The organism is Xanthomonas sp. NCPPB 901 (assembly GCF_056725085.1).
Genome location: NZ_CM161511.1, coordinates 2885035 through 2910626 on the forward strand (window position 1 = coordinate 2885035; position 25592 = coordinate 2910626).

Genomic DNA, 25592 nt, shown 5'->3' on the forward strand with positions numbered 1-25592 from the left:
TCAGTCCTCCTCGGCGGCATCGGCGGCCGGCCCGACGTCGTCGGATTCGAACAGCGGCCGCAGCCGCCGCAGCACGGCGCGCAGCAGCGGATTGCGCAGGTACACCGCATGCCAGGTGTAGGTGAAGCTGGCGCCGAGCTGCGCCTTCACTTCCGGATCGGTCCAGCCGGCGACATAGGCCGTCAGGCCATGGCGGCAGGCGTAGTCGAGGTTCTCGATCCAGCTCAGCGCGTACAGGTTGTGCTCGCGCGCATCCGGGTAGTGCAGGCCGATGTACTTGTCCAGCAGCCGGCCCTCATGCACGTAGCACAGGTTCCAGCCGATGATGCGGCCCTGGTGCCGGTACACGAACACCTGCCCGCCCGAGTCGGCGTCGGTCAGCAGCGCATCGAAGAAGGGCGCGGTAAGCAGGTCGAAATGGATCTCGCTCTGCGCATACACCTCCTGGTACAGCGCATAGCAGTGCGCGCGCAGCGCCGGATCGGCGAAGGCCGGGCCGGTCGGCAGCACCTCGATCTCCAGCTCGGCGCGCGAGCGCAGCTTGCGGCGGATGTTGCGCCGGCGCCCGCGCGAGAGCCGCGCCAGGTACTCGTCGGTGGAGGCGAAGTCGATCGGCACCCAGGCCAGCGCCTGCCCGCGCAGCAGCACGTAGCCAGTGCGCTCGCAGGCGTCCAGGAACGCCTGCGCCCAGGCGTTGTCGGTGGCATCGAGCAGCGGCGAGCGCTGCGGCACGTCCTTGACGATCATCAGCGCCCGGCGCCGGCCCAGTTGCGCGCGCCACTGCCGCGGCAACTGCGCCGGATCGGCCGCGCGCGGCAGCCAAGCGTATTCGCTGACGGTGCTGCCGACGAAGCTGGTGCGCGGCCGCAGCAGGCGCTGCCACAGGCGCTGCAGCGGCAGCCGCGCCACCCGCGCGCGCAGCGCCGGCTCGGCGGTGGTGAGCAGGTCGAAATCGGCCTCGAAGGCCGGCACCCCGTGCTCCAGGGGCTGGATCAGGAAGCCGGACGGCGGGTGCTGCAGGAACTGCCGCTGCAAGGCCTGCGGCTCGAGTTGGTTGACGAAAGGCATCTGCAAGATTGATCGTCTAGCGTGGAGAATGGATGCTGCGGCCCAGGCCGCAGCGTGCGATCCACCGGCGGCGGGTGCCGCACGGTGGCCCTTCATTTCGCGGAGCACTGCCATGACCCCGTCCATCGAGTCGCAAATCCACAGCATCGTCGCCAAGCATGGCGAGATCGACCCGGCGCGCCTGACCCCCGATGCCAAGCTGCAGGACCTGGGCGTGGATTCGCTCGAGGCCATCGAAATCCTGTTCGACATCGAAGAGCACTTCGACATCACCTTCCCGCAGCGCGACCCGAACCTGGACGACGGTTCGCTCGGCAAGCTGGTGCAGGCGGTCGAGGACGCCCTGGCGGCCAAGGCGGCGACCGGCGCGGCGCAACCGGCGCACTGACGCGTCATGGGCGCCTCTCCGCACGCGCGGCGCGTCGTCATCACCGGCATGGGCGCGGTCAGCGCGCTCGGCCTCGGCGCCGAGGCGCTGTGGAGCGCGATGCGCGCCGGCCGCAGCGGCATCGCCGCCCTGCCCTCGCCCGATCCGCTCAGCACCCTGAAGATGCGCGTGGCCGCGACCCTGCCCGGGTTCGCGCCCGACGCCACGCAGACCGGCGGCATCGCCCCCGGCCAGCTCGACCGCATGACCCAGATGGCCCTGGTCGCCGCCGGCGAGGCGGTCGCCCAGTCCGGCCTGCGCGTGGATGCCGCGCTCGGCGCGCGCTGCGCGGTGGTGGTCGGCACCGGCGTCGGCGCCGAACTCAGCCGCGACGAGCAATCGCGCCGGCTGTACCGCGACCAGGCCGAACGCCTGCATCCGCTGACCATCGTGCGCAGCATGGCCAACGCCCCGGCCAGCCAGATCAGCATCGCCTTCGGCCTGCGCGGCCCGGCCTTCGCCGTGTCCAGCGCCTGCGCCTCGGCCAACCACGCCCTCGCCCAGGCCGCGCTGATGGTCCGCCACGGCCTGGCCGACGTGGCCATCGCCGGCGGCAGCGAAGCCTGCCTGAGCCTGCCGCTGATCCGCGCCTGGGAAGCGATGCGGGTGGTCAGCGACGACACCTGCCGGCCGTTCTGCGCGCAGCGCAGCGGCCTGGTGCTGGGCGAAGGCGCCGGGATGTTCGTGCTGGAAAGCGCCGAACACGCGGCCGCCCGCGGCGCGCGGCCGCTGGCGGAACTGGCGGGATTCGGCATGAGTTCCGATGCCGGCGACATCGTCGCGCCCAGCATCGACGGCGCCGCCACGGCGATGCGCCAGGCGCTGCAGGATGCCGGCCTGGCGCCGGAACAAATCGACTACATCAACGCCCACGGCACCGGCACGCAGGCCAACGACCGCTGCGAAACCAAGGCGCTGCGTCAGGTATTCGGTGCGCACGCGGAGGTGCTGGCGGTCAGCTCGACCAAGGCGGTGCACGGCCATGCGCTCGGTGCGGCCGGCGCGCTGGAACTGGTGGCGGCGCTCGGCGCGCTGCGCGAGCAGGTGGTCCCGCCCACGGCCAACTTCCTCGATGCCGATCCGGAATGCGACCTGGACTACGTGCCCAACCAGGCACGCGCCCGCCACGTGCAGGCGGTGCTGAGCAATTCCTTCGCCTTCGGCGGACTCAATGCGGTGATCGCGCTGCGCGCGGCGGGCTGAAGCGCCCGCCGCCGCGGCGAACGGCGGGAGGCAACGCGAACCGCGCGCGTCGTCTCCCGCCCGGCTCATGCGACCTGCTTGGCGCGGGTCAGCAACTGGTCCAGCAAGGACAGGCCCAGGTCGATCTCTTCGTGGCTGATGTGCAGCGACGGCGCCAGCGTGATCACGTTCTTGTAGTAACCGCCCACGTCCAGGATCAGGCCGATGCGCTTGCCGTTGTGGCGCAGCTCGCCTTCCAGGCCCATGTCGACCATGGTGTCGAGCAGTTTGCGGTTCGGCGTGAAGCCATCCGCCTGGCAGATTTCCGCGCGCAGGGCCAGGCCCAGGCCATCGACGTCGCCGATTTCCGGATGACGCTTCTGCAGGTCGCGCAGGCCGTCCAGGAAGTGCGCGCCCTTGGCCATCACCATGGACTCGTAGTCGGTCTCGGCCAGCATGCGCATGGTCTCCAGGCCGACCGCGGTGCCCAGCGGGTTGGAGGCGAAGGTGGAGTGGGTCGAACCCGGCGGGAACACGGTCGGGTTGATCAGCTCCTCGCGCGCCCAGATGCCGGCCAGCGGATTGAGGCCGTTGGTCAGCGCCTTGCCGAACACCAGCACGTCCGGGGTCACGCCGAAATGCTCGATCGCCCACAGCTTGCCGGTGCGGAAGAAGCCCATCTGGATTTCGTCGACCACCAGCAGGATGCCGTACTTGTCCAGCACCCGCTTCAGACCGGTGAAGAAGTTCGGCGGCGGGATCACGTAGCCGCCGGTGCCCTGGATCGGCTCGACGTAGAACGCCGCGTACTCGCACTGCCCGGCCTTGGGATCCCACACGCCGTTGTACTCGGTCTCGAACAGGCGCTCGAACTTGGCCACGCACTGCTCGCCGTACTCTTCCTTGGACATGCCCTTGGGGCCGCGGAAGTGGTACGGGAATTCGATGAACTGGGCGCGGTCGAAATGGCCGAAGCGGCGGCGGTAGCGGTACGACGAGGTGATCGCCGAGGCGCCGAGGGTGCGGCCGTGGTAGCCGCCTTCGAAGGCGAACACCAGGCTCTTGCCGGCGCTGGCGTTGCGCACCAGCTTCAGCGAGTCTTCCACCGACTGCGCGCCGCCGACGTTGAAGTGCACGCGGCCCTTGCGGCCCCACTTGCGCTCGGCGTCGACCGCGATGGTCTTGGCCAGTTCGATCTTGGTCGGGTGCAGGTACTGGCTGGCGACCTGCGGCAGGGTCTCGATCTGGCGGGTCAGCGCCTGGTTCAGGCGCGGATTGGCGTAGCCGAAGTTGACCGCCGAGTACCACATCTGCAGGTCCAGGTACGGCACCTCCTCGGTGTCGTACAGGTAGCTGCCGTCGCAGCGGCCGAAGATGCGCGGCGGCTCGCTGTAGTGCACGGTGTCGCCATAGGAGCAGTACTGGGCCTCGTCGGCCAGCATCTGCGCATCGCTCAGCGCGCGCTGGTGGTCGGCGCCGGTGCGCAGCAGCGCCTCCGGATCGGGCGCGGCATCGCCATGCAGCGGTGCGAGCGAGGAAAGCGAAACATTCCGGTTCATCGGGATCAGGCTCGTTGGGTGACGGGAAGCGGGAAGGACACGGCGGCCGTGGCCGGCACGGCCAGGTCGGGCAACAGGGCGATGGCGTCGTCGAAACCGGTGATCGCGCAATGGGCGATCCCGTTGGCGCGGCAGTGACGCAGCAACCCGTCCTTGGCGAACACCAGGTCGGCTTTGCCGGCCAGGCAGAAATCGGAGCGGCCGTCGCCGATCAGCAAGGTCGCGCGCTCCGGCGGCTGTTGCGCCATGACCGCGCACTTGCAGGTGCCGCTGGGGCAATCCGGCCGCGCATGCGGCGAGGCCATGCGCCATTGGCCCGCATCGGTGCGCAGCAGGCGGTTGGCGATGATCGGCAGATGGTGCAGGCCGTGGCGGGCCAGGATCCGGGCGATGCCGTAGTCCAGGCCATCGCTGACGATGCTCAGCGGGATGCCCAGGCGCTCGGCCTGCGCCACGAAGCGCACGAAGGCCGGATCGATCCGCACCGCATCCAGCACCCGGTGCAGCGCATCGACGTCGCCGTCGAGCAGCGCGACCTGCTTGCTCATGCACTCGCGGGCGCCGATCCGACCGGCGACCCAGTCGTCCTCCAGCGCCTGCCAACCGGGGCGCCCGAGGTGCTCGAGCAGGCTGTCGGTCACGTCCTGCAGGGACACGGTACCGTCAAAATCGCAAAGAATGTTCCATTGGGCGCGCAAGGTGGCTCTCCGGCTGATGGGGGCAGAGCCTAGGCACGCTGTCTTTCGCACTCCTTTCGGCCAGGTGAAAGAAAGCGGAGCGTTCACGTTGGGCGTGGTAGGCCGGCGCATACCCGGCACTGGCGCGTGGCAGCGGTAGCCCGGGATCAGGACGCGAAGACGCTCGCGTCCGCCCCCTGGGAGCGGCCTTCATTTCAGAGCATGCCGCGGCGCAGTTGCGCGTGTTTACGGCGAGGAAGCTCGCAAACGTGGACATCCGTCCAGGACGGAGCGACGCCGTGCCCGCCCAGGCACGCCATTCCCCATCGGGACATAAACGACCTCACTTCCAACGCCGAAGGCGCCTCACCGCGTTCGGCAGGGCGGCCCATGTCTGTCAGGGAAGCAAGCAGCAACGCCGGGCCCGGCTCCATTGGGCCTTGGCGCCAGCACCGCATCCGCATGCGGCGACGGATGCGCCCCCGGGCACAGCTTCAAGAAGCGCCACACCGCCGGCGTCGACCGGCGGGTATGGCGGGCCGACCGGTGGCTTGCACACGGCGCAGCGGTCGAGATCCGCCGCTGGGGCGATCGCCCTCCCCTCAGCGATTGACGTCCACCACCAAGCGTCCGCGCACCTTGCCGTCGAGCAGATCGCGTGCCGCGCCGATGGCCTCACCCAGGCCGATGTCGCGGGTGATGGCGTCGAGCTGTGACAGGTCCAGATCCTTCGCCAGCCGCGACCATGCCTCGATGCGCTCGTGCCTGGGACGGGTGACGCTGTTGATCCCGAGCAGGCTGACCCCGCGCAGGATAAAGGGCGCGACGGTGGCGGGAAATTCCATGCCCTGCGCCAGACCACATGCCGCCACTGCACCATCGGCGCGCGTACCGGCGCATACGTTGGCCAGGGTGTGGCTTCCGACCGAATCGATCGCTGCGGCCCAGCGCTCGGCCTGCAACGGCTTGCCTGGGTGCGACAGCGTCGCGCGGTCGACGATCTCCTGCGCGCCAAGCGCCTTCAGATACTCCGCTTCCTGCGGACGGCCGGTGGAGGCCACCACGCGGTAGCCGCGGCGCGCCAGCAGGGAAATGGCGAAGCTGCCGACGCCGCCGTTGGCGCCGGTGACCAGCACCTCGCCATGCTCGGGACGCAGGCCGTGGCGCTCCAATGCGAGCAGGCACAGCATGGCCGTGTAGCCGGCCGTCCCGATCGCCATCGCCTGGCGGGCACTCAGTGCCTGCGGCAAGGGAATCAACCAATCGCCGTCCACGCGTGCGCGCTGGGCCAGGCCGCCCCAGTGCTTCTCGCCCACGCCCCAGCCGTTGAGCAGCACCGCATCGCCGGCGCGGTAGGCCGGATCTTCGCTATGCAGCACGGTGCCGGCCAGGTCGATGCCCGGCACCATCGGGAAGCGACGCACGACGCCGCCCCCCTTGCCGGTGATGGCCAATCCGTCCTTGTAGTTGAGCGTGCTGTACGCGACCTCCACGGTGACCGTGCCCGGCGGCAAGGCCGCTTCATCCAGCGGCTGCAGCGCAGCGCGATAACCGGCATCGTCCTTGTCGATGAGGATGGCGTTGAACATGAGCACTCCTTGATGAGATAGAAAGAAAACCCATTTATCGCGGCAGTCCGGCGAAGTAGCCCCGCGCGAACACCTGCATCGGCGCGACGCTGCACGCCAGCCGTGCACGCAGCACCGCGCCCTCCCAGCCGATCCAGAAGAACGCCGCAAGGGCATCTGCATCTGCATGCGCGGCCAGCACGCCCTCCGCCTGCGCCAAACGCAGACAGTCGGCCACCCGCTGCTGCCAGCCCAGCAGCACGGCATCCAGACGCACGCGAAAGTCGCCGGGCAGCGTCGTCACTTCCTGAGCGAGGTTGCCGACCAGGCAGCCACGCTGGAACTCGAAGCGTTCCATGCCCTCCTGGGCGTCCTCGACGAAGCTTTGCAGACGCTGCAAGGCAGGCACCTCGTCGGCTTGCAGATGACGATCGAGCTTGCGCAGGAAATAGGCGTCGTACGCCTCGAGCACCGCTAGGCCGAACGCGTTCTTGCTGCTGAAGTAGTGATAGAACGATCCCTTCGGCACTTTGACGCGGGACAGCACGGCGTCGATGCCGGTGGCCGCATAGCCCTGGCTGGTCAACACTTCGAGACCGGCGCGCAACAGCAGGTCGCGCGTGTCCTGCAACGCGCGCTCCGACCGTGGCGGCCGCCCGCGGCGGGCTTGCACTGAGGCGATTGGAGGCTCCATGCCCGGATATTAGACCGGCCGTCTCAATAAATACAGAGCCAAGGGTACGCTGGCGTACCGGTCGGGGATGCCAGTGCGCAGCACATAACGATTCCGCCGAGTGCGCTTTGCTCGTCTACGCGCGGCCTGCCGCGCTTGGGCGAAGGCGGCACTGCGGGATCAAGGGTTGGATGCGCTTGCATGGCGCTGTGCCGATGTCTTCACGGCGAGCCATCGCCGCACAGGGACGGCTCAACAGACGTGTTCAAACAGCTTTTTTAGCCGCTCTTAGTGGGCTGCACAAAGACCGCACAGTAGCGAAGGCGATCGGAGCCGCCTGAGCACTCAAACGCTTACGCACCGATGGTGCCCGGAGCCGGAATCGAACCGGCATGGGGTCGCCCCCGGCGGATTTTAAGTCCGATGCGTCTACCAGTTTCGCCATCCGGGCTTGCTGGGGCGTAGCGTGCCTGATCGCGCGGCGCTTGTGAACTGCGGGGCGATACCGATCCGCCACGCTGCGCGACTCGGGACATGGCCTGTCGACATCGCCCCCCTCACAACTCCACCGAAAAGTCCCCGGCGCCGCCGCCACGGCGACACCGGGGATGCCAACGGCAAGGGAACCCGCGGCGCTCAGATCGCGCGCGAATAGCGTGCCGGCTGGTCGGGCTGGCGCAGGTAGCGGTCGAAGCACATGGCGATCAGCCGCAGCAACGGGCGGCCGCGGGCGGTAGCCTGGACCACGCCGTCGCGGTAGTCGGCCAGGCCGTCCGCGCACAGCGGAGCCAGCGCGCGCAATTCCTCGCGGAAGTAGCTGGCGAAGTCGATGCCGTGGCGCCGCGCCAGCGCTGCCACGTCCACCCGCCCCTGGCACATCAGTTGCTGGATCAGCTCGGCGCGCACGGCGTCGTCGGCGCTGAGGTGCAGGCCGCGCAATACCGGGCTGTCACCGGCATCCACCGCCGCTTCCCAGGCAGGCAGGTCGCGCTGGTTCTGGCTGTAGCTGGCGCCGATGCGGCTGATCGCGCTGACGCCCAGGCCGAGCAGGTCGGTGTCGGCGTGGGTGGTGTAGCCCATGAAGTTGCGGTGCAGGCCGCCCTGCCGCTGCGCGCGCGCCAGGTCGTCCTGCGGCAGCGCGAAGTGGTCCATGCCGATGTACCGGTAACCGGCCGCCGACAGCCTGCGCACCGCCAGGCCGAGCAGCGCCAGCTTCTGCTCGGCGTCGGGCAGGTCGGCCTCGGCGATGCGCCGCTGCGCCTTGAACAGCTGCGGCATGTGCGCGTAGCCGTAGACCGCCAGGCGGTCCGGGCGCGCCGCGATCACCGTCTCCAGGGTCTGCGCGAACCCGGTCGGGGTCTGCCGCGGCAGGCCGTAGATCAGGTCCACGTTGACCGAACGCAGGCCGTGCACGCGGCAGGCGCGCAGGATGTCCAGGGTCTCGTGCACGCCCTGGCGGCGGTTGATCGCCTGCTGCACCAGCGGGTCGAAGTCCTGGATGCCGAGGCTGGCGCGATTGAAGCCCAGGGCGGCCAGCGCGGCGATGTCCTGCGGCGTCACCGTGCGCGGGTCCAGTTCGATGGACATCTCGCGGTCCGGTGCCTGGCTGAAGCGGAACAGGCCGCGCAGGCCCTGCACCAGTTCGCCCAACAGCTCCGGCGCGAGGAAGTTGGGCGTACCGCCGCCCAGGTGCAGTTGCACGACCTCGCGCTCGCCCTCGAAACAGGCGGCCATCATCGCCGCCTCGCGCAGCAGCCGCTGCACGTAGGCGTGGCCGCGCTGCGGGTCGCGGGTAATGACCCGGTGACAGCCACAGTAGAAGCAAGGATTTCGGCAGAACGGCACGTGCACGTACAGCGACAGCGGCCGCCGCGGATCGCTGGCCTGCACCGCGGCGAACAATTGCGCCGGGCCGAAGCCGGTCTGGAAATGCGGCGCGGTCGGGTACGAGGTGTAGCGCGGGCCGGGACGGTCGTAGCGGCGCAGCAGGTCGGCGTCGAAGGTCCAGGCGGCGGAGGGATCGGGCGCGGAGAGGAGGTCCATGCGCCGAGCATGCGCGGCACCCGGCGCGGCCGCCTTGACCTGGATCAATCCGCGCACGCGGCCGGCGGTAGCGGCGACACCGGCTCGAACGGCCGCCAACTCATCTGGTGGCGGCGCCAGAAGGTCTCGGCGATGCGCTGGGCGATGGCGTCGGCCAACAGCCGCATCGGCGCGTTCGGCAGCTCGGCGGTGGTGGCGCGGAACAGGCCCAGCCAGCGCTGGAACAGCAGTGCGCTGAGTTCGCGCATGGCCATGTGCCGCGGCATCGGCGCACCGCGGAAACGTCGCGTCCCGCGCAGCATCGCCGACCAGAAATCGCACAGTTGCTGCTGGTGCGCATCCCAGTCCTCGATGTGCGCGGCGAACACCGCCGACAGATCCGCATCGGCGCGCACGCGGCGGTAGAACGCCTCCACCAAGGCCCGCACCTCGGCCTCGCTGCACAGGTCCGGCCCCGGCAAGAGCATCCCCACGATCTCGTCCTGCATGCTGCGCTCCGCGTCGCTCGACCCCACCAGTCTCCATGCCGGCGCGGCGGCGGCCTTGATCAGGATCAATGTCGGCGCGGCCCGCGCTGCCTAGTCTGCGGCTGCGGCATGCGCCGACGCCGGTGTCGACGGGGGATCGGCGGCCAGGCGGCTGGCAGGCGCGGCGACGTGTGTGGCGCTTGTGGCGCTGCTGCCCCCTTGGCGCATGCCGCATCCCTCTTTCGCGATGGAACCCACCGTCATGGCCTCTCCCGACGATCCGCTGCTGGACCCGCTCGATCCCGGCACGCCGCGCCCCCTGGTGCAGCGGCTGGGGGTGATCCTGTGGCCGAGCTTCCTCGTCGCCGGAGCGATGAGCGTGCTGTTCTTCGCCCTGGTCGATCCGCTGGCGCTGCGCGACATCACCTTCCCCGGCCGCCAGCTGAGCCGCGAGCTGGGCTACACGGTGGGCTTCTTCATGTTCTGGCTGGCGACCCTGGCTTCTAGCCTGCTGACCGGCTTCCTGCTGCGCCCGACGCCGCACGACGGCGACGCCACGCCACTGTCCTGAGCACCATGCGCCTGCCCCGCCCGATCCCCCTGCGCCTGATCACCGGTCCTGCCACGGAGGCGAGCCCGGCACCGCCGCAGCGCTACACGCAAGTGCGGCGTGTCGTGCTGTGGCTGCTGTTCGCCGCCTTCTACCTGCTGCCGTGGCTGCGCTGGCAGGGCCGGCAGGCCCTGCTGCTGGATCTGCCGGCGCGGCGCTTCGACCTGTTCGGCCGAACCCTGTGGCCGCACGACGTCGGCTGGCTGCTGCTGGCGCTGGCCGTCGCCGCCGCGGTCCTGGCGCTGCTGACCACCCTGACCGGGCGCCTGTGGTGCGGCCTGGCCTGCCCACAGACGGTGTGGAGCCATGCCTTCGCCTGGATCGAGCGTCGCTTCGCCGACTGGCCCGCCGCGGCGCGGCATCTGTTGTGGGCAACGGTGGCGCTGTGGACCGGAGTCAGCTTCGTCGGCTACTTCGTGCCGATCGCCGACCTGGTCGCGCGCCTGCATCCGTTCGCCTGGAGCGGCTGGGAGACGTTCTGGGTGCTGTTCTACGCACTGGCCACCTGGGGCAATGCCGGCTTCCTGCGCAGCCAGGCCTGTCGCTACTTCTGCCCCTACGCGCGCCTGCAACCGCTACTGTGCGACCGCGACACGCCGCTGGTCGGCTACGACGCGATGCGCGGCGAACCGCGCGGCGCCCGCGCATGCGGCCTGGGCAGCGTCGCCCAGCGCCGGCGGCGCCTGCTCGACCCCGTCACCGCCCGCGACTATGCCCTGCGCGCCAGCATCGCCCAGCTCGCCGGCCAGGGCGGCAGCCGCGGCGAGGCCCTGGCCGCGTATGCCGGCACCCTGCCCAAGTTCAGCGCCGAGCAACTCGGCGACTGCGTGGCCTGCGACGCCTGCCTGCAGGCCTGCCCGGCCGGCATCGATCCGCGCAACGGCGCGCACTACGCCTGCACCGCCTGCGGCGCCTGCATCGACGCCTGCGACCGCAGCATGGATCGCCATGGGTTCGCACGCGGTCTGCTGCGCCGGGCCGGCGCCAATGCCATCGACCGCCAACCACGGCGCGGTTGGCGGCGGCCGCGGCTGCTGGGCGGCGCGGCGATGCTGCTGGCGGCGCTGCTGGCCTGGTGGTGGCTGGCGGCGTGAGCCGGCGCCGCTGCGGCATTGCACACGCCGAGAGGCGGCCCCCACCTGCCAGGACCGGCAGCGGACATGTTTTTGCAAAGAAGGGCTAGCGCGCCCCTGGGCAGGCGTGTAGAATGCCGCCTCCCAAGCGGGAATAGCTCAGTTGGTAGAGCGCAACCTTGCCAAGGTTGAGGTCGCGAGTTCGAGTCTCGTTTCCCGCTCCAAATCGCTTCATTCGCATCCTGCGTTGCGAATGGAAATCCAAAAAAGGAGCTTCGGCTCCTTTTTTCGTTTCCGCGACCGACGGAGCGACACCGAGCGCGTACCGTGGCGACACTCTACTTTGGCGGATTCTCCAGTTCCTTGCCTTGTAGCCAGTAAGGTCGCCAGCGACAGGGAATACGCGGCGAGGATGCGGGCCACCTGAGTGTCGGCCCGCGCGCGCAGCGTCAGACACGCACAGCCGTAGCCGGCGCTGCCGCTGCCGGTCGCCACCCGGCGCACGGCGGGAAAGGCATCAGGATCGAATGGCGAAGCCACTGCCTGGGCGAAGCAGATCGTGCCGGCAACGGCACCGAACGCAAGGCGAGCAAGCGCGCCGGCCTGACCTACATGGCCGCGAACGACTGGGCGCCACCCCTGAGCTACAGCAAATCCCTCGAGCCAACCGCGACGACCCGGACGCCGCGCACACCGTGGCCCCCGCGTTTACCCTGTTCGACGCGCTGCTCCGCGACCGTTGGAGCCCGGCCTCGAACCCGCGCGATCTCGCCGACAAGATCTACCTCAGCAACTGCGACGCCGACGACAACTGCCACTACGGCAAGCAGCGACGCGGGACCGCGACAGCCACGCAACACTGGCGAAGGCGTACTGGCGCGCATATCGCTACCAATCGCACTGAGCCAATCGCGAATTCACCACGACCAGCAAGAGGACGACCAGACATAACAGTCTGGAGCACAGGCTTGCCAAGCCAGGGGGGCTTAGTACACAATGCAGTCCGTTGTGCGCTGGACTGATTCAAAACATCTTTTGAATCAACACGTTGGATTATTGCTACAGGGCAGTATCCAGTTCCCGCCACAAGGGCCCCGCCAGCGGGGCTTTGTTTTGTCAGGCGCTACAGGCGTTGCGGCAAGACATCCGTCCACCGGCCTGGTGGCAGAGTGGTTATGCAGCGGACTGCAAATCCGCGTACGCCGGTTCAATTCCGACCCAGGCCTCCAGTTTGATGATGCAGCGAATCGGGCCGCCTTTGCGGCCCTTTTTGCGTTCGTGATTTCCGCATTGCGCCAAGCCATGCAGGTGACGCCATGGCGTCATGGCGCCGCTGGAATGATCAACACAGCGCCACGCCAGCCGCGGTAGACAAGCGCGCCCTCGCACTGCGCCACACGCGGGCGGCGCGTTCCCGCGCTCTAGCATGACGCCACACCCAACCGAGGCATTGCCATGAACCGATGGACACGCTGGAGCGGGACCGCGCTGTGCCTGGCCGCGAGCGCCGCCGCCGCGCAGCCCTGCGCGCTGCAGTCGCAGACCGTGGAGCTGCCGCTGGTCTCCAAGGCCACGCCGAGATTCGCCTACCAGGTGCGCGTGCAGCTCGGCAGCGATGCCGATGGGCGCAGCAGCGGCAGCCAGGTGCTGGAGGTCGATACCGGCTCCACCGGCGTGGTGGTGCCGCTGAGCGCTGCGCTGCGCAGCGCCTGGGACGCCTCCAGCACGCCCGGCCACATCTTCTACTCCAGCAACAGCAAGTACCACCCCGGCAAGTACGTGGACGTGCCGATGCGGCTCGGCATCTCCGCCGACGGCAAGACCGCCGCCGCGCGCGTGGACCGCATCACCGTGCTGGCCGCGCAGTGCACCTGCGATGTCGCCAGCGTGGCCCGGCAACCCGAGCCGCTGGCGCAGGTGCCGGCCACCTGCGCCGGCTACGACGGCAGCCCTGCACTGAGCAGCAACACGCAGGTGCTGCGCAACTGCAGCACCATTTCCCCGCACTTCGGCATGATGGGCGTGGGCTACGACCGCGGCGTCGACGCTGCGCGCAACCCGTTCCTCAACCTGGCGCAGATGCGCGCGCAGCGCATGAGCCCCGGCTACATCGTCGGCGCCAAGGGCATCACCCTGGGCGTCAGCAAGCAAGCGCTGACCGGTTTCGCGCTGGTACCGCTGCGGCGTGGCCCGGCCAGCGCCGGCGCACCCAGCGACTGGCAGGCGCCCACCGCCTGCGCCAGCTTCCCCGGCAGCGGCAGCGACTACCGCGTCTGCGGCAAGCTGCTGCCCGATACCGGCGTGTCCTACATGATGCTCAACCCGGTGGTGCCGCCCGCCACGCCCGATGGTCTGCAACAGACCGCGCAGATCGCCGGCCATGCCACGCGCGTGGTGCCGGACGCCACCCAACTGCGCCTGGACGTCGTCGACGCGACGGGACAGCCGGTATTCGGTTACGGCTTTGCGGTCGGCGACGGCAAGGCGGCGACGCCGGACAGCGTGCAGTGGCGCGGTCCGCTGAAGATGCCACCGGCGCACATCAACAGCGGCCGCCACCTACTCGCCGCAGGCGACTACGCCTATGACGCCGCTTGCGGGCATGCCGGCTTCCGCGCGCCCACGCCTGCGCCCTGAGCCGGCACGGGAACTCGCGTTACCTGCCGAATCGCGCGCCCGCACGATGCGGTCGCTGCTGGCGCGCCACCACCGGCAGCGCCTGGCAGCACCGCAGCCCATGCGCATCGCCGAACACGCCGGGGGTTGCGATGCGCGCGGTTGCAACCGCGGGCCGATACGTGGGTACGGCCGCTTCATGGCAGCGGCGAGCCGCAATGCGGCTGCGGCAGATCGAGACAAGCTGAGCGCTGACGGGGTGATCCGTTGCGCACAGCGCTGGCTCGTTGGCGAGCGCACGAAGGGATAAGGCGATGCACGATGGCCGCGACGCATGCACACGCGCCATCCGCCATCGCAGCGCGTTCGCACGATGCGCGGCCAATGCGTTCGCCCAAAACGAAAACAGGACCCGAAGGCCCTGTTTTCATGATCTGGAGCGGGAAACGAGACTCGAACTCGCGACCTCAACCTTGGCAAGGTTGCGCTCTACCAACTGAGCTATTCCCGCTTGAGGCCGCGAATTCTACCGGGTACGCGCAGGCTGTCAACCATTGCCTTCGATTTTTTTCGCGTTCTTTTCCGCCATCGCCGCACGCTCGTCGTCGCGCAGGCTCGGCCAGGCCGCATGCAGGTACTGGATGCCCGACAACAGGGTCAGGATCGCCGCGATCGCCAGCGTCCAGTCGCCGACGTGGAAGATGAACAAGCCCATCCACACGCTTTCCGGCGGCGAGCCGTCGGGCATCACCGAGTACAGCAGGCACAGCAGCGCCACCATCTGCGCGGTGGTCTTGATCTTGCCGATCATCGCCACGCGCACCTTGGCGCGCTGGCCGATCTCGGCCATCCATTCGCGCAGCGCCGACACCGCGATCTCGCGGCCGACGATCACCGCCGCCCAGAACGCCATCCACGGCGTCGGATGGCCCTGCACGATCAAAAACAGCGCCACCGCCACCATCAGCTTGTCGGCCACCGGATCCAGGAACGCGCCGAACGCGGAGTACTGGTGGTAGCGCCGCGCCACCCAGCCGTCCAGCCAGTCGGTGAACGCGGCCAGGCCGAAGATCGCCGCCGAGGCGAAGTTGGTCCAGGTGTACGGCAGATAGAACACCAGCACCAGCACGGGGATCATCACGATCCGCAGCAGCGTGAGCCAGGTGGGGATGGTCAACTTCATTGCGCTGCTCTACTCGCCTGCCGGATCGGGCACCGGCAGTCCGTGCAGGTTAGCGTAGATTCGTGCGGCCAGTGCGTCGTTGATGCCCTCCACCCGCGCGATCTCGGCCTCGCCGGCGGCCTTGAGACCGGCCAGTCCGCCGAAATGCTTGAGCAGGCTGGCGCGGCGCCGCGGGCCGATGCCGGGGATGTCCTCCAGCTTGCTGGTCATGCGCGCCTTCTGGCGGCGCCCGCGGTGGCCGGTGATGGCGAAACGGTGCGCCTCGTCGCGCACCTGCTGGATGAACTGCAGCGCCGGCGAGGCCGCGCCCGGACGCAGTTCGCGCCCGTCCGGCATCACCAGGGTCTCGTGGCCGGCGCGGCGCTCGGCGCCCTTGGCCACGCCGATCAGCAGCACCCCGTCCACGCCCAGGTCGGCCAGCGCGCCGTTGGCCTGCGCCACCTGGCCGGCGCCGCCGTCGATCAGCAACACGTCCGGCAGCACCGCATCGCCCTTGCCCTCGCCTTCGGCGGCGCGGCGGAAGCGGCGTTCGATCGCTTGGCGCATCGCCGCGTAGTCGTCGCCCGGCTCGATGCCGCTGATGTTGTAGCGCCGGTACTGGCTGCGCACCGGGCCGCTGGCATCGAACACCACGCACGAAGCCACCGTGGCCTCGCCCATGGTGTGGCTGATGTCGAAGCATTCCACCCGCTTGACCGGTTCGGCCAGGCCGAGCATCTCGCGCAACGCCTCGCTGCGCGCGTGCTGGGCGTTGCGGCTGGTCAGTTCGGTGACCAGGGTGGCCTGCGCGTTGCGGCTGGCCAGTTCCAGGTAGCCGGCGCGCTCGCCGCGCACGTTCCACTTCAGTTGCACCTTGCGCTCGGCGGCCGAACTCAGCGCCGCCTCGATCAGGTCGGCGTCGGGAATCTCGCGGTCCAGCAGCACCTCGCGCGGCGGCGCGTGCTCGACGTAGTACTGCGACACGAACGCGCCCAGCACCTCGGCGGCGCTGTCCTCGCCGTTGGTCTTGGGGAAGAACGCGCGGGTACCGAGATTGCGCCCGTCGCGGAACGCCAGCAGCAGCACGCAGGCGTTGGCGCCCTGGGTCGCGCAGGCCAGCACGTCCAGGTCGGCGGCGCGGCCGTCCACGTACTGCCGGCTCTGCATGCTGCGCAGCGAGCCGAGCAGGTCGCGCAGGCGCGCGGCGCGTTCGAACTCCAGGCGCTCGCTGGCCGCCTGCATCGCCTGCACCAGTTCCTCGCCGAGCTGGTCGCTGCGCCCTTCCAGGAACAGCGTGGAGCGGCGCACCGCCTCGGCGTACTCGTCGGCCGCCACCAGCGCCACGCACGGCGCGCTGCAGCGGCCGATCTGGTACTGCAGGCACGGCCGCGAGCGGTTGCGGAACACGCTGTCCTCGCAGCTGCGCAGCTTGAACAGCTTGTGCATCAGGTTCAGCGTCTCGCGCACCGCGGTGACGCCGGGGTACGGACCGAAGTAGCGCCCGGGCACCGCGCGCGGGCCGCGGTGCAGGGTGATCCGCGGCCACTCCTCGCGGGTCAGCAGCACGTACGGGTAACTCTTGTCGTCGCGCAACGACACGTTGTAGCGCGGCGACAGCGACTTGATCAGCTGGTTTTCCAGCAGCAGCGCCTCGCCCTCGCTGCGGGTGACGGTGACGTCCATGCGCGCCACCTGCGCCAGCATCGCCATGGTCCGCGCATTCTTCGGCGAACCGCTGAAATAGCTGGACACGCGCTTGCGCAGCGCGCCGGCCTTGCCGACATAGAGCAAGGTGTCGTCGGCGGCGTACATGCGGTAGACGCCGGGCGCGGTACTGAGGTTGGCGGCAAAGGCCTTGCCGTCGAACGGCGGCGCTGCAGGAGTACTCATTCGCCGATCGCGACGTCGTGCAGTTCGCCGCTGGCGATGTCGTAGCGCAGCACCGCATGCGCGTCGGTCTCGGCGATCCACACCGTGCCGGCGCCGACCGCCAGCCCGCCCGGGCCATGCAGGCGCCGCGGCAAGGCCGCGGTGGACAGTTCGCCGCCGCCCAGGCGCAGGCTGCGCAGGCTGCCGTTACCGCTGTCGGCAATCCACAGCAGCGGCGCGTCCGGGCTCAGCGCGATCGCCTGCGGGAACTGCAGGCGGGCGCGGCTGCGCGGCCCGTCCTCGTCGCCGAAATCCCACGGCCCCTGGCCGCCGAGCAAGGTCTGCACCAGGTCGCCGCGCAACTGCATCGAGCGCACCGCCGAGCCCAGCGCATCGCACACGTACAGCACCTGCTGCACTGCGGCCACGCTGCACGGCTGGGCGAACGCGGCCAGGTGGCCGCTGCCGTCGCGCAGCTCCAGCGCGCCCGCGCCGGCACGCCAGCGCAGGCTGCGGCTGCCCAGGTCGTAGCTCCAGATGCGGTTGTCGCCGGCCATCGCCAGGTGCACCTGGTTGTCGGCGATGACCACGTCCTGCGGATGGTTCAGCGGCGCCAGCAGCGGTTGCTCCACCGGCCCTTCCACCGGCTCGCCGGCGCGGCCGTTGCCGCACAGCGTGTCGACATGGCCAGTGAGCAGATTGATCCGGCGCAGCGCATGGTTGCCGGCGTCGGCCACGTACAGCGCGCCGCGCTCCACGGCCAGCCCGCGCGGGCGGTGGAACGCCGCCTCGCCGATCGCGCCGTCGATGAAGTCGGCGGTGCCGATGCCGAACTGGCGCAGCACGCGGCCGTTGGTGCTGCACTCGAGAATGCGGTGATGGCCGCTGTCGGCGACGTACAGGCGCTCCTCGGCCAGCGCCAAGCCGGTCGGGAAGCACAGCGGCAGGCGCGGCTCCGGCTGGGTCTCGCGGGCGTCGCGCAGGTCCTCGTCCAGCGGCAGCGGCTGCCCGGCGCATAGCGCGTGCAGGGCCTTGTCCAGTTCGGCGCCGCCGATCCCGACCAGGCGCTCGCGCTCCACGCCGCCGGCGTCGATCAGGACCAGGGTCGGCCAGGCCTGCACGCCGAAGCGCTGCCAGGCGCCCCAGTCGGCATCGAGCAGGATCGGCGCGGACACGCCCTGGCTGCGCAGCAGCTTCAGCGCCCGCTGCGGTTCGCGCTCGCTGTCGAAGCGCGGCACCTGCACCACGATCACCTGCAGCCGTCCGGGATTGCGCGCCTGCCACTGGCCGAGTTCGGCCAGGCGTTGCGCGCACCACACCGAGGCGGCGTTGACGAAGGCCAGCACCAGCGCCCGGCCCCGCAGGTCGCGCAGGCGGATCGGCGCCGCGTTGAGCCAGGCGCCGGACGCGGAAAGTTCCAGGGCGGCGGTGGAAGTCATCGGCCGATTATGCCGGAGCCCAGGTCGGCGGAGAGTCGTGCCACGCTGCCGGCGGCGGCTTCGTCTACCAGTTGCCAGACCTGCTCGAACTGCGCGCTGCCGCCGGTGTACGGATCCGGGATCTCGCTGCGGCCGCGCACGCCGGCCCACGGCAGCCACAGCGCCACGCGCTCGTGCGCCGACGCCGGTGCGCGCTGGCGCACCTCGCGCAGGTTGGCCGCATCGGCGCACAGGATCCAGTCGAACTCGGCGAAGTCGCGGTCGCGCAGCTGCCGCGCGCGCAGCCCGGCGATGTCCACGCCATGGGCGGCGGCACAGGCGATTGCGCGCCGGTCCGGCGGCTCGCCGCGGTGCCAATCGCCGGTGCCCGCCGAGTCGACCTGCACCTGGGCCGCGAGCGGCGAGCGCTGCAGGTGCTCGCGCGGCGCGCCCTCGGCCATCGGCGAACGGCAGATGTTACCCAGGCACACCAGCAGCAGCTTCATGCCTGCCCCTGCAGGTAGGCCTCGGCGCGCGCCAGGTCCTCGGGCGTGTCCACGCCCGGCGGGAACGGCGCCGGCGACAGCGCCACCGCGATGCGGAAGCCGGCGTCCAGCACCCGCAACTGTTCCAGCGACTCGATCCGCTCCAGCGCGCCCGCCGGCATCGCCGCGAACCGGCGCAGGAAGCCGGCGCGGTAGGCGTAGATGCCGATATGCCGCAGCCACGGCCCGGGCAGCGGCAGTTGCGCCTGCGAGGCGGCGAAGGCGTCGCGGTGCCAGGGGATCGGCGCGCGGCTGAAGTACAGCGCATCGCCATCGGCGCGGCGGACCAGCTTGACCACGTTGGGATCGAACAGGTGCTCGGCCGCGTCCACCGGCGTGCCCAGGGTCGCCATCTCCGCGCCGCTGTCGGCCAGGGTCTGGGCCACCGCGACGATGCCGGCGACCGGCGCGAACGGCTCGTCGCCCTGCAGGTTGACCACCAGGGTCGCATCGTCCCAGCCGGCGATGTCGGCGCATTCGGCCAGGCGATCGGTGCCGGAGGCGTGGTCGCTGGAGGTCGTGGCCACGTGCACGCCGTCCAGGTCGGCCACCGCGGCGGCGATGCGCGCGTCGTCGGCGGCCACCCACACCTGCGCCGCGCCGGCGGCGAGCGCGCGCCGCGCCACGTGGCGGATCAGCGGCTCGCCGCCGAGCGCGCGCAAGGGCTTGCCCGGCAGCCGCGACGCGGCATAGCGGGCCGGAATGGCGACCACGAAGGGCGGGACGGCGGCGCTCATGCCGCCACCGCGCCGGCGGCGGGAGCGTCGATGGCCGCGGCGGCAGGCGCGTACTGGACCGAAGCGAATCCGACCATGAATTGATCTTTCTCCATCAATTATTGAGAATAGTTCGCATTCGCCATTTGACGTGACCGGACTGCCCAGCTGCGACAGCCTCTGGCGCGACGACGGCGCTGCCTCCTGCCCATTCTATAGACCCCACCAGATGAACCTTCCCGCTCGCTCCCTCCGATCCGCTGCGCAGGCCTCTTCCACCCCTACGCGCCGCGCACTGTGCCTGGCCATCGCCGCGCTGCTGCTGCCGGCCGCGGCCGGCGCCGCCGAGGCCAGCGCGGCCGACGCGGTGGCGGCCGGCGACCGGGAACCGACCCAGTTGGAGAAGCTGGACGTGGTCGCGCAGCGCAAGGACGGCTATACCCCGCCGCCCAGCGCCACCGGCACCGGACTGGTGTTGAGCCCGCTGGAGACGCCGCAGTCGGTAAGCAGCATCGGCCGCGAGCAGATGGACGACTTCGGCCTGCGCAACGCCAACGATGTGCTGGCGCTGGCCACCGGCATCAACGTCGAGAAGATCGAGACCGATCGCACCTACTACAGCGCGCGCGGTTTCGACGTCGTCAACTTCCAGGTCGACGGCCTCGGTCTGCCGTTCACCAATGGCGGCGCCGAGGGCGATCTCGACACCGCGATGTACGAGCGGGTCGACGTGTTGCGCGGCGCCAATGGACTGCTGTCCTCGACCGGCAATCCGTCGGCCACGATCAACTTCGTGCGCAAGCGGCCCACCGAGGACCTGCAAGGCAGCGCCGCAGTGACGGTGGGCAGTTGGGACATGCGGCGGCTCGATGCCGACCTGTCCGGCCCGCTCGACGCCAGCGGCAGCGTGCGCGGCCGCGTGGTCGCCGCCGGCCAGGACGGCGACAGCTACCTGGACCGCTATGCGCTGAAGAAGCACAGCGTCTATGGCATCGTCGAAGCCGATCTGAGCGATCGCACCCGCCTGAGCATGGGCGCCAGCGATCAAAAGAACGACGCCACCGGCGGCATGTGGGGTGCACTGCCGCTGTACTACAGCGATGGCAGTGCCACGGATTTCGCGCGGTCCACCAGCACTTCGGCCGACTGGTCGTACTGGACCACCGAAGACAAGCGCGGGTTCCTGGAACTGCGGCAGGACCTGGGCGCGGACTGGCAGCTCACGCTGGCGCTGAATTACCGCAGGCTCGACAACGATGCCCAGCTGTTCTATGTCTACGGCACCCCCGACCGCGCGACCGGCCTGGGCCTGTTCTCCTATCCTTCCCAATACGGCAGCACCGAAACACAGAAGTACGCCAACGTGTCCGCAAGCGGACCGTTCGCGCTCGGCGGGCGCGAGCACGAGCTGGTGGTGGGCGTACAGTGGGGCCGCGTGGAGGCCGACCAGGTGTCCTGGTACGGCAACGACATCGGCACGCCGCTGCCGCCATTGCAGGACTGGACCGGCGCCTATCCCAAGCCGCGTTTCGATGCCTTCTCCGACGGCGCCCAGTTCGACATCACCCGCCGCACCGCCTACGCCACCGCGCGCTGGAACCTGGGCGAGACGCTGAAGCTGATCACCGGCGTCAACCACACCAGGATCGAGAGCCGCGGCCAGAACTACGGGGTGCAGCACGCCTACGACGACAGCAAGACCACGCCGTTCGTCGGCGCGGTCTACACCTTCGCCCCGAACTACGCGCTGTACGCCAGCTATGCGGAGATCTTCAACCCGCAGACCGAGCTGGACCGCAACCTGCAGGTGCTCGATCCCATCACCGGCAGCAACGCCGAGCTCGGCATCAAGGGCCAGTGGCTGCAGCAGCGGGTCAATGCCTCCTTCGCCCTGTTCCGCGCCAAGCAGGACAACACCGCCGAAGCCGATGTCTTCGTCGGCACCGTGCAGACCTACCGGCCGATCGACGCCACCTCCACCGGCTACGAGTTCGACGTCGCCGGCCGGATCGGCGCGCACTGGCAGCTCAACGCCGGCTATACCCAACTGAGCCTCAAGGGCGACGACGGGCGCAACGTGCGCACCTACGTGCCGCGCCGCACCTTCAAGCTGGCCACCACCTACACCGTGCCGCAATGGGAAGCCTTGCAGTTGGGCGCGACGCTGACCTGGCAGGATGCCATCGTCCGCGACCAGGAGGCCGTGGACACGGCCGGCACGCCCATCTATACCCGCCAGGGCAGCTATGCGCTGCTGGGGCTGATGGCGCAGTACGCCATCACGCCGCGGCTCAGCGCGACGCTCAACGTCTACAACGTCACCGACCGCAAGTACATCAACAGCCTGTACTGGGCGCAGGGCTACTATGGCGCGCCCCGCAACACCGCGCTGTCACTGACCTACCGGTTCTAGCGCAGGCCGCTGGCGATTGCGATCGCGAAAGGTACGACGGCCGGCGCATGCGCCATCGGAACGGCGGTGCATCGCGCGACGCGACAGGCCCGAGCGCCGTGGCGACTGCGTGTCGCCAGGGCGCCTCTTACGAAGGAAAGCGTCCTGTAGGAGCGGCTTCAGCCGCGACAGGCATGACCGGGAACGCCCCGTCGCGGCTGAAGCCGTTCCTACAGGACACAGTGGATCCGCCTTGATCGTGGCGAAAACAGAGGATGGGAGGCGCCGCTAGTCGCCGGACTCGCCCGCGCGGCCACGCAGCTTGTCCAGCCGATCCAGCAGGCCGATCCAGAACGCCGCCGGCAGCTCGGCCACCAGCGGCACGCTGAAGCACCAATCGTTGACGAAGGCGGCGCATTTGACCGCGTCCTTCTCGGTCATCAGCACCGGCAACTCGCTGCCGAAGGCCAGGTCCGCGGCGCGGTATTGGTGGTGGTCGGGAAAGGCATGCGGCACCACGCCGATGCCCTGCGCGCGCAGCATGTCGAAGAAGCGCTGCGGGTGGGCGATGCCGGCGACGGCATGCACGCGCTGGCCGGCGAAGCTGCGCAGCGGCCGCGCACGGCCGCCGCGCAACGGCTGCGCGCTGTCGATGCGCAGGCGCATCGCCCATTCGCCGAAACCGGCCTGCAGCTCGCCACTGTCGCTGGCCTGGCCCAGGTTGATGACCCGGAAATCGCATTCGCTGCCGCGCGCCACCGGCTCGCGCAGCGGCCCGGCCGGCAGCAGGCGGCCGTTGCCGTAGCGGCGCTGGCCGTCCACCACCTCGATCTCGATGTCGCGCTGCAGGCGGTAGTGCTGCAGGCCGTCGTCGCAGACCACGATGTCGCAGCCGGCCTGCAGCAGCGCGCGCGCCGCGGCGACACGGTCGCGGTCCACCCGCACCGGCACGCCGGTCTTGCGCGCGATCAGCACCGGCTCGTCGCCGCCCTGCTCGGCCGAGGTGCCCGGCTCGATCCAGCGCGGCTCCTGCGGTTGGCTGCGGCCGTAGCCGCGGCTGGCCACGCCCGGGTTCCAGCCGGCCTCGCGCAGGCGCTGCACCAGGGCGATGGTCAGCGGCGTCTTGCCGGTGCCGCCGGCGGTGAGATTGCCCACCACCACCACCGGCACGGCGATGCTGTGGCGCTTGCGCCAGCCGCGCCGGTACAGCGCGCGGCGCAGCGCGATCGCCGCCGCGTACAGCGGGGTCAGCAGCCGCGCGTGCAGCGGCGGCGCGCCCGTGCCGTACCAGTAGGCTGGGGTGTGCGGCCCGCGCTCGCTCATCCGTACTGCCTTTCGCGGAACTGCATGCTGTGCAGGTGCGCATAGACCCCGCCCAGCGCCAGCAGCTCGTGGTGGGTGCCGCGCTCGACGATGCGGCCATGGTCCATCACCAGCACCTGGTCGGCGTGTTCGATGGTCGACAGCCGGTGCGCGATGACCAGCGTGGTGCGGTCGGGCATCAACCGGTGCAAGGCGTCCTGCACCAGCCGCTCGGATTCGTTGTCCAGCGCCGCGGTCGCCTCGTCGAGGATCAGGATCGGCGCGTCCTTGAGCATTGCCCGCGCGATCGCCAGGCGCTGACGCTGGCCGCCGGACAGGCGTCCGCCCTTGGCACCGACCTGCGCCTGCAGACCGTCCGGCAGGTGGTCGACGAACTCCATGGCGTTGGCGTCGGCGACCGCCTGGCGCAACTGCGCCGGGCCCGCCTCGCGCATTTCGCCGTAGGCGACGTTCTCGGCGATGCTGCCGTCGAACAGCATCACCTGCTGACCGACCAGGGCGATCTGCCGGCGCAGATCCTCCAGGCGATACTCCTGCAGCGGATGGCCGTCGAGCAGGATCTGCCCGGACTTCGGATCGTAGAAACGCGGGATCAGCTTGACCAGGCTGGACTTGCCACTGCCGGAGCGACCGACGATGGCGGTGACGGTGCCGGGTTCGGCGACGAAGCTGACCTCGGCCAGCGCCGGCCGCGCCTGCCCCGGATAGGCGGCGGTGACGTCACGGAACTCGATCCGGCCCTGCGCGCGCTCGATGTGGCGGGTGCCGCTGTCCTGTTCCTCCGGCGCATCCAGCACCACGAACAGCCGCTGCGCCGAGGCGACGCCCCGCTGCAGCATGTTCTGCACATTGGTCAGGTTCTTCAGCGCCGGAATGATCGCCATCATCGCGGTCATCAGCGACACGAACTCGCCGGCGGTCAGGCGCCCGGCCAGGGCCTCGTGGCCGGCGATCAGCAGCAGCGCGGCCAGGCCGATCGCGCCGAGCAACTGCACCGCGGCTGAGGAGATGCCGCGGGTGGATTCGACCTTCATCGCCAGGTGCAGGTTGGTGTCGGCCAGGTGCTGGTAGCGCTCCATCTCGCTGGCGCGGGCGCCGTAGACCTTGACCTCCTGGTTGCCGGACAGGGCCTGCTCGGCGGCCTGCATCAGTTCGGCGTTGCTCTCCTGGATGCGGTGGCTGACCCGCCGGTAACGCTTGGCCACGCGGTCCATCACCCACGCCAGCGGCGGCGCCACCAGCAGGATGGTCACGGTCACGGTCCAGCTGTACCACAGCATCACCGCCAGCGCGCCGACGATCTGCAGGGTCTGCTGCACCATCACCTTCATCGCGTCGACCGCGGCCTGCGCGACCTGCTCGCTGTCCGAGCCCAGCCGCACCAGCATCGAGGCCACCGGCTCGGCGTCGAAGCGGCTGCCCGGCAGGCGCAGGTACTTGTCCAGCACGTTGACCCGGAAATCGCGGGAGATGCTGCGCGCCGCGCGTCCCATCGACATGTCGGTAACGTAGCCGGCGATGCCGCGCAGCACGAACAGGCCGACGATCTGCAGCGGCAGCCACATCGCCAGCTCGCGATTGCGCGCGATGAAGGTCTCGTCGGTGATCGGCTTCATCAGCGCCAGGAAGCCGGAGCCGGCCAGCGCTTCCAGCAGCGCGCCGACCCCGGCGATCAGCAGCAGGCCGCGGTAGCCGCCGGCATAGGACAACAGGCGGCGATAGGTCCGCCAGGGAGAATCCTGGACGGGCACGTCGGTTGGTAGATTCACTTGGAGCTTCCGTCCCTGTTGACTTCGGGAGCAGTGGCGATGGCGATGCGCCGGAACCCGAGCTGGCCCAGCGCGTCCTGGGCGGTGACCACCGCCTGGTACGGCGTGCGCGCGTCGGCGCGCAACAGCACCGGCTGCTCGCGGTCGTCGCCGGCGACCTGGGCGATGCTGCGCTTGACCGATTCCACGTCGGTGCGCAGCACTTCCTGGTCGTTGATGAAGTAACGCCCGTCGGCGTTGATCAGCACGCTCAGCGCGCGCGCCGGCGGCGGCGCATTGCGGTCGCTGGCGTTGGGCAACTGCAGTTGCAGCGTGGACCGGGCATCGAAGGTCGTGGTCACGACGAAGAAGATGATCAGCACCAGGATGACGTCGATCAACGGCACCAGGTCGATCTGCGGCTCGTCATGGCCACGGTCGTCGCGGATCCGCACC

The 25592-nt window shown here is 69.9% G+C and carries 21 protein-coding genes and 4 tRNA genes; 8 read left to right on the forward strand and 17 right to left on the reverse strand.

What is annotated here, in order from left to right:
• Positions 1–1068, reverse strand: coding sequence for a GNAT family N-acetyltransferase (locus tag AC1PME_RS12090; RefSeq protein ID WP_254458256.1), 1068 nt, complete (start codon positions 1066–1068; stop codon positions 1–3).
• 112 nt (positions 1069–1180) lie between these two features.
• Between AC1PME_RS12090 and AC1PME_RS12095 the strand changes: the two genes are divergently transcribed.
• Entirely contained in the window at positions 1181–1456 is a 276-nt protein-coding gene (locus AC1PME_RS12095; protein ID WP_254458257.1) for an acyl carrier protein, read from the forward strand.
• Between the two features lie 6 nt (positions 1457–1462).
• Positions 1463–2698 (forward strand): beta-ketoacyl-[acyl-carrier-protein] synthase family protein, encoded by a 1236-nt coding sequence (locus AC1PME_RS12100; RefSeq protein ID WP_481095994.1) that lies wholly within the window; start codon positions 1463–1465, stop codon positions 2696–2698.
• A 65-nt stretch (positions 2699–2763) separates the two neighbouring features.
• Here AC1PME_RS12100 and AC1PME_RS12105 read toward each other — a convergent pair whose 3' ends face one another.
• The 7 genes from AC1PME_RS12105 to AC1PME_RS12135 form a co-directional block, all read right to left on the reverse strand.
• Positions 2764–4119, reverse strand: coding sequence for an aspartate aminotransferase family protein (locus AC1PME_RS12105; RefSeq protein ID WP_420010221.1), 1356 nt, complete (start codon positions 4117–4119; stop codon positions 2764–2766).
• A 122-nt stretch (positions 4120–4241) separates the two neighbouring features.
• Complete coding sequence (locus tag AC1PME_RS12110; RefSeq protein ID WP_254458259.1) at positions 4242–4934, reverse strand: MtnX-like HAD-IB family phosphatase; 693 nt, start codon at positions 4932–4934, stop codon at positions 4242–4244.
• A gap of 581 nt (positions 4935–5515) precedes the next feature.
• On the reverse strand, positions 5516–6502 hold the full coding sequence (gene acuI, locus AC1PME_RS12115; RefSeq protein ID WP_481095995.1) for an acrylyl-CoA reductase (NADPH): 987 nt from the start codon (positions 6500–6502) through the stop codon (positions 5516–5518).
• A 34-nt stretch (positions 6503–6536) separates the two neighbouring features.
• The gene (gene acuR, locus AC1PME_RS12120) at positions 6537–7112 is read right to left on the reverse strand and encodes an acrylate utilization transcriptional regulator AcuR (RefSeq protein ID WP_481095996.1); all 576 of its coding nucleotides are present in this window, start codon (positions 7110–7112) and stop codon (positions 6537–6539) included.
• A 406-nt stretch (positions 7113–7518) separates the two neighbouring features.
• Positions 7519–7605 (reverse strand) — tRNA-Leu (locus AC1PME_RS12125).
• A gap of 185 nt (positions 7606–7790) precedes the next feature.
• A complete protein-coding gene (hemN, locus tag AC1PME_RS12130) occupies positions 7791–9197 on the reverse strand; it encodes an oxygen-independent coproporphyrinogen III oxidase (RefSeq protein WP_481095997.1) in 1407 nt (468 codons plus the stop codon).
• Between the two features lie 44 nt (positions 9198–9241).
• Entirely contained in the window at positions 9242–9685 is a 444-nt protein-coding gene (locus AC1PME_RS12135; RefSeq protein ID WP_481095998.1) for a group III truncated hemoglobin, read from the reverse strand.
• Positions 9686–9926: 241 nt separating this feature from the next.
• Here AC1PME_RS12135 and AC1PME_RS12140 point away from each other — a divergent pair, with 241 nt between their 5' ends.
• The 5 genes from AC1PME_RS12140 to AC1PME_RS12160 all read left to right on the forward strand — a co-directional run bounded on the left by AC1PME_RS12140 (position 9927) and on the right by AC1PME_RS12160 (position 13984).
• Complete coding sequence (locus AC1PME_RS12140) at positions 9927–10235, forward strand: hypothetical protein (protein WP_481095999.1); 309 nt, start codon at positions 9927–9929, stop codon at positions 10233–10235.
• 11 nt (positions 10236–10246) lie between these two features.
• Entirely contained in the window at positions 10247–11368 is a 1122-nt protein-coding gene (locus tag AC1PME_RS12145) for a 4Fe-4S dicluster domain-containing protein (RefSeq protein ID WP_481098108.1), read from the forward strand.
• A gap of 127 nt (positions 11369–11495) precedes the next feature.
• A tRNA-Gly gene (locus AC1PME_RS12150) sits at positions 11496–11571 on the forward strand.
• 931 nt (positions 11572–12502) lie between these two features.
• Positions 12503–12576 (forward strand) — tRNA-Cys (locus AC1PME_RS12155).
• Positions 12577–12802: 226 nt separating this feature from the next.
• On the forward strand, positions 12803–13984 hold the full coding sequence (locus AC1PME_RS12160) for a hypothetical protein (RefSeq protein WP_481096000.1): 1182 nt from the start codon (positions 12803–12805) through the stop codon (positions 13982–13984).
• A 414-nt stretch (positions 13985–14398) separates the two neighbouring features.
• Here the strand turns inward: AC1PME_RS12160 and AC1PME_RS12165 are convergent.
• The 6 genes from AC1PME_RS12165 to kdsB form a co-directional block, all read right to left on the reverse strand.
• Positions 14399–14474 (reverse strand) — tRNA-Gly (locus tag AC1PME_RS12165).
• 36 nt (positions 14475–14510) lie between these two features.
• The gene (pgsA, locus tag AC1PME_RS12170; RefSeq protein ID WP_254458267.1) at positions 14511–15146 is read right to left on the reverse strand and encodes a CDP-diacylglycerol--glycerol-3-phosphate 3-phosphatidyltransferase; all 636 of its coding nucleotides are present in this window, start codon (positions 15144–15146) and stop codon (positions 14511–14513) included.
• A gap of 9 nt (positions 15147–15155) precedes the next feature.
• Positions 15156–17015, reverse strand: a complete 1860-nt coding sequence (gene uvrC, locus AC1PME_RS12175) for an excinuclease ABC subunit UvrC (protein ID WP_481096001.1) — start codon at positions 17013–17015, stop codon at positions 15156–15158.
• Positions 17012–18433: a hypothetical protein gene (locus AC1PME_RS12180; RefSeq protein ID WP_481096002.1), complete on the reverse strand. Its 1422-nt coding sequence runs from the start codon at positions 18431–18433 to the stop codon at positions 17012–17014. The genes uvrC and AC1PME_RS12180 overlap by 4 nt, the downstream gene beginning before the upstream one ends.
• The gene (locus AC1PME_RS12185) at positions 18430–18918 is read right to left on the reverse strand and encodes a low molecular weight protein-tyrosine-phosphatase (protein ID WP_481096003.1); all 489 of its coding nucleotides are present in this window, start codon (positions 18916–18918) and stop codon (positions 18430–18432) included. Before AC1PME_RS12185 ends, AC1PME_RS12180 begins: the two co-directional genes overlap by 4 nt.
• The gene (gene kdsB / locus AC1PME_RS12190) at positions 18915–19694 is read right to left on the reverse strand and encodes a 3-deoxy-manno-octulosonate cytidylyltransferase (protein WP_254458271.1); all 780 of its coding nucleotides are present in this window, start codon (positions 19692–19694) and stop codon (positions 18915–18917) included. The genes AC1PME_RS12185 and kdsB overlap by 4 nt, the downstream gene beginning before the upstream one ends.
• A gap of 208 nt (positions 19695–19902) precedes the next feature.
• Here kdsB and AC1PME_RS12195 point away from each other — a divergent pair, with 208 nt between their 5' ends.
• Positions 19903–22086, forward strand: a complete 2184-nt coding sequence (locus AC1PME_RS12195) for a TonB-dependent siderophore receptor (protein WP_481096004.1) — start codon at positions 19903–19905, stop codon at positions 22084–22086.
• Between the two features lie 267 nt (positions 22087–22353).
• Here the strand turns inward: AC1PME_RS12195 and lpxK are convergent, their stop codons facing one another.
• Genes lpxK through AC1PME_RS12210 form a run of 3 tightly spaced genes read right to left on the reverse strand, consistent with a single transcriptional unit; the run spans position 22354 to position 25591 of the window.
• Positions 22354–23388, reverse strand: a complete 1035-nt coding sequence (gene lpxK, locus AC1PME_RS12200) for a tetraacyldisaccharide 4'-kinase (RefSeq protein ID WP_481096005.1) — start codon at positions 23386–23388, stop codon at positions 22354–22356.
• Entirely contained in the window at positions 23385–25157 is a 1773-nt protein-coding gene (msbA, locus tag AC1PME_RS12205; RefSeq protein ID WP_481096006.1) for a lipid A export permease/ATP-binding protein MsbA, read from the reverse strand. Before msbA ends, lpxK begins: the two co-directional genes overlap by 4 nt.
• Positions 25154–25591, reverse strand: coding sequence for an ExbD/TolR family protein (locus AC1PME_RS12210; protein WP_254458275.1), 438 nt, complete (start codon positions 25589–25591; stop codon positions 25154–25156). The genes msbA and AC1PME_RS12210 overlap by 4 nt, the downstream gene beginning before the upstream one ends.
• Position 25592: the final 1 nt, after the last annotated feature.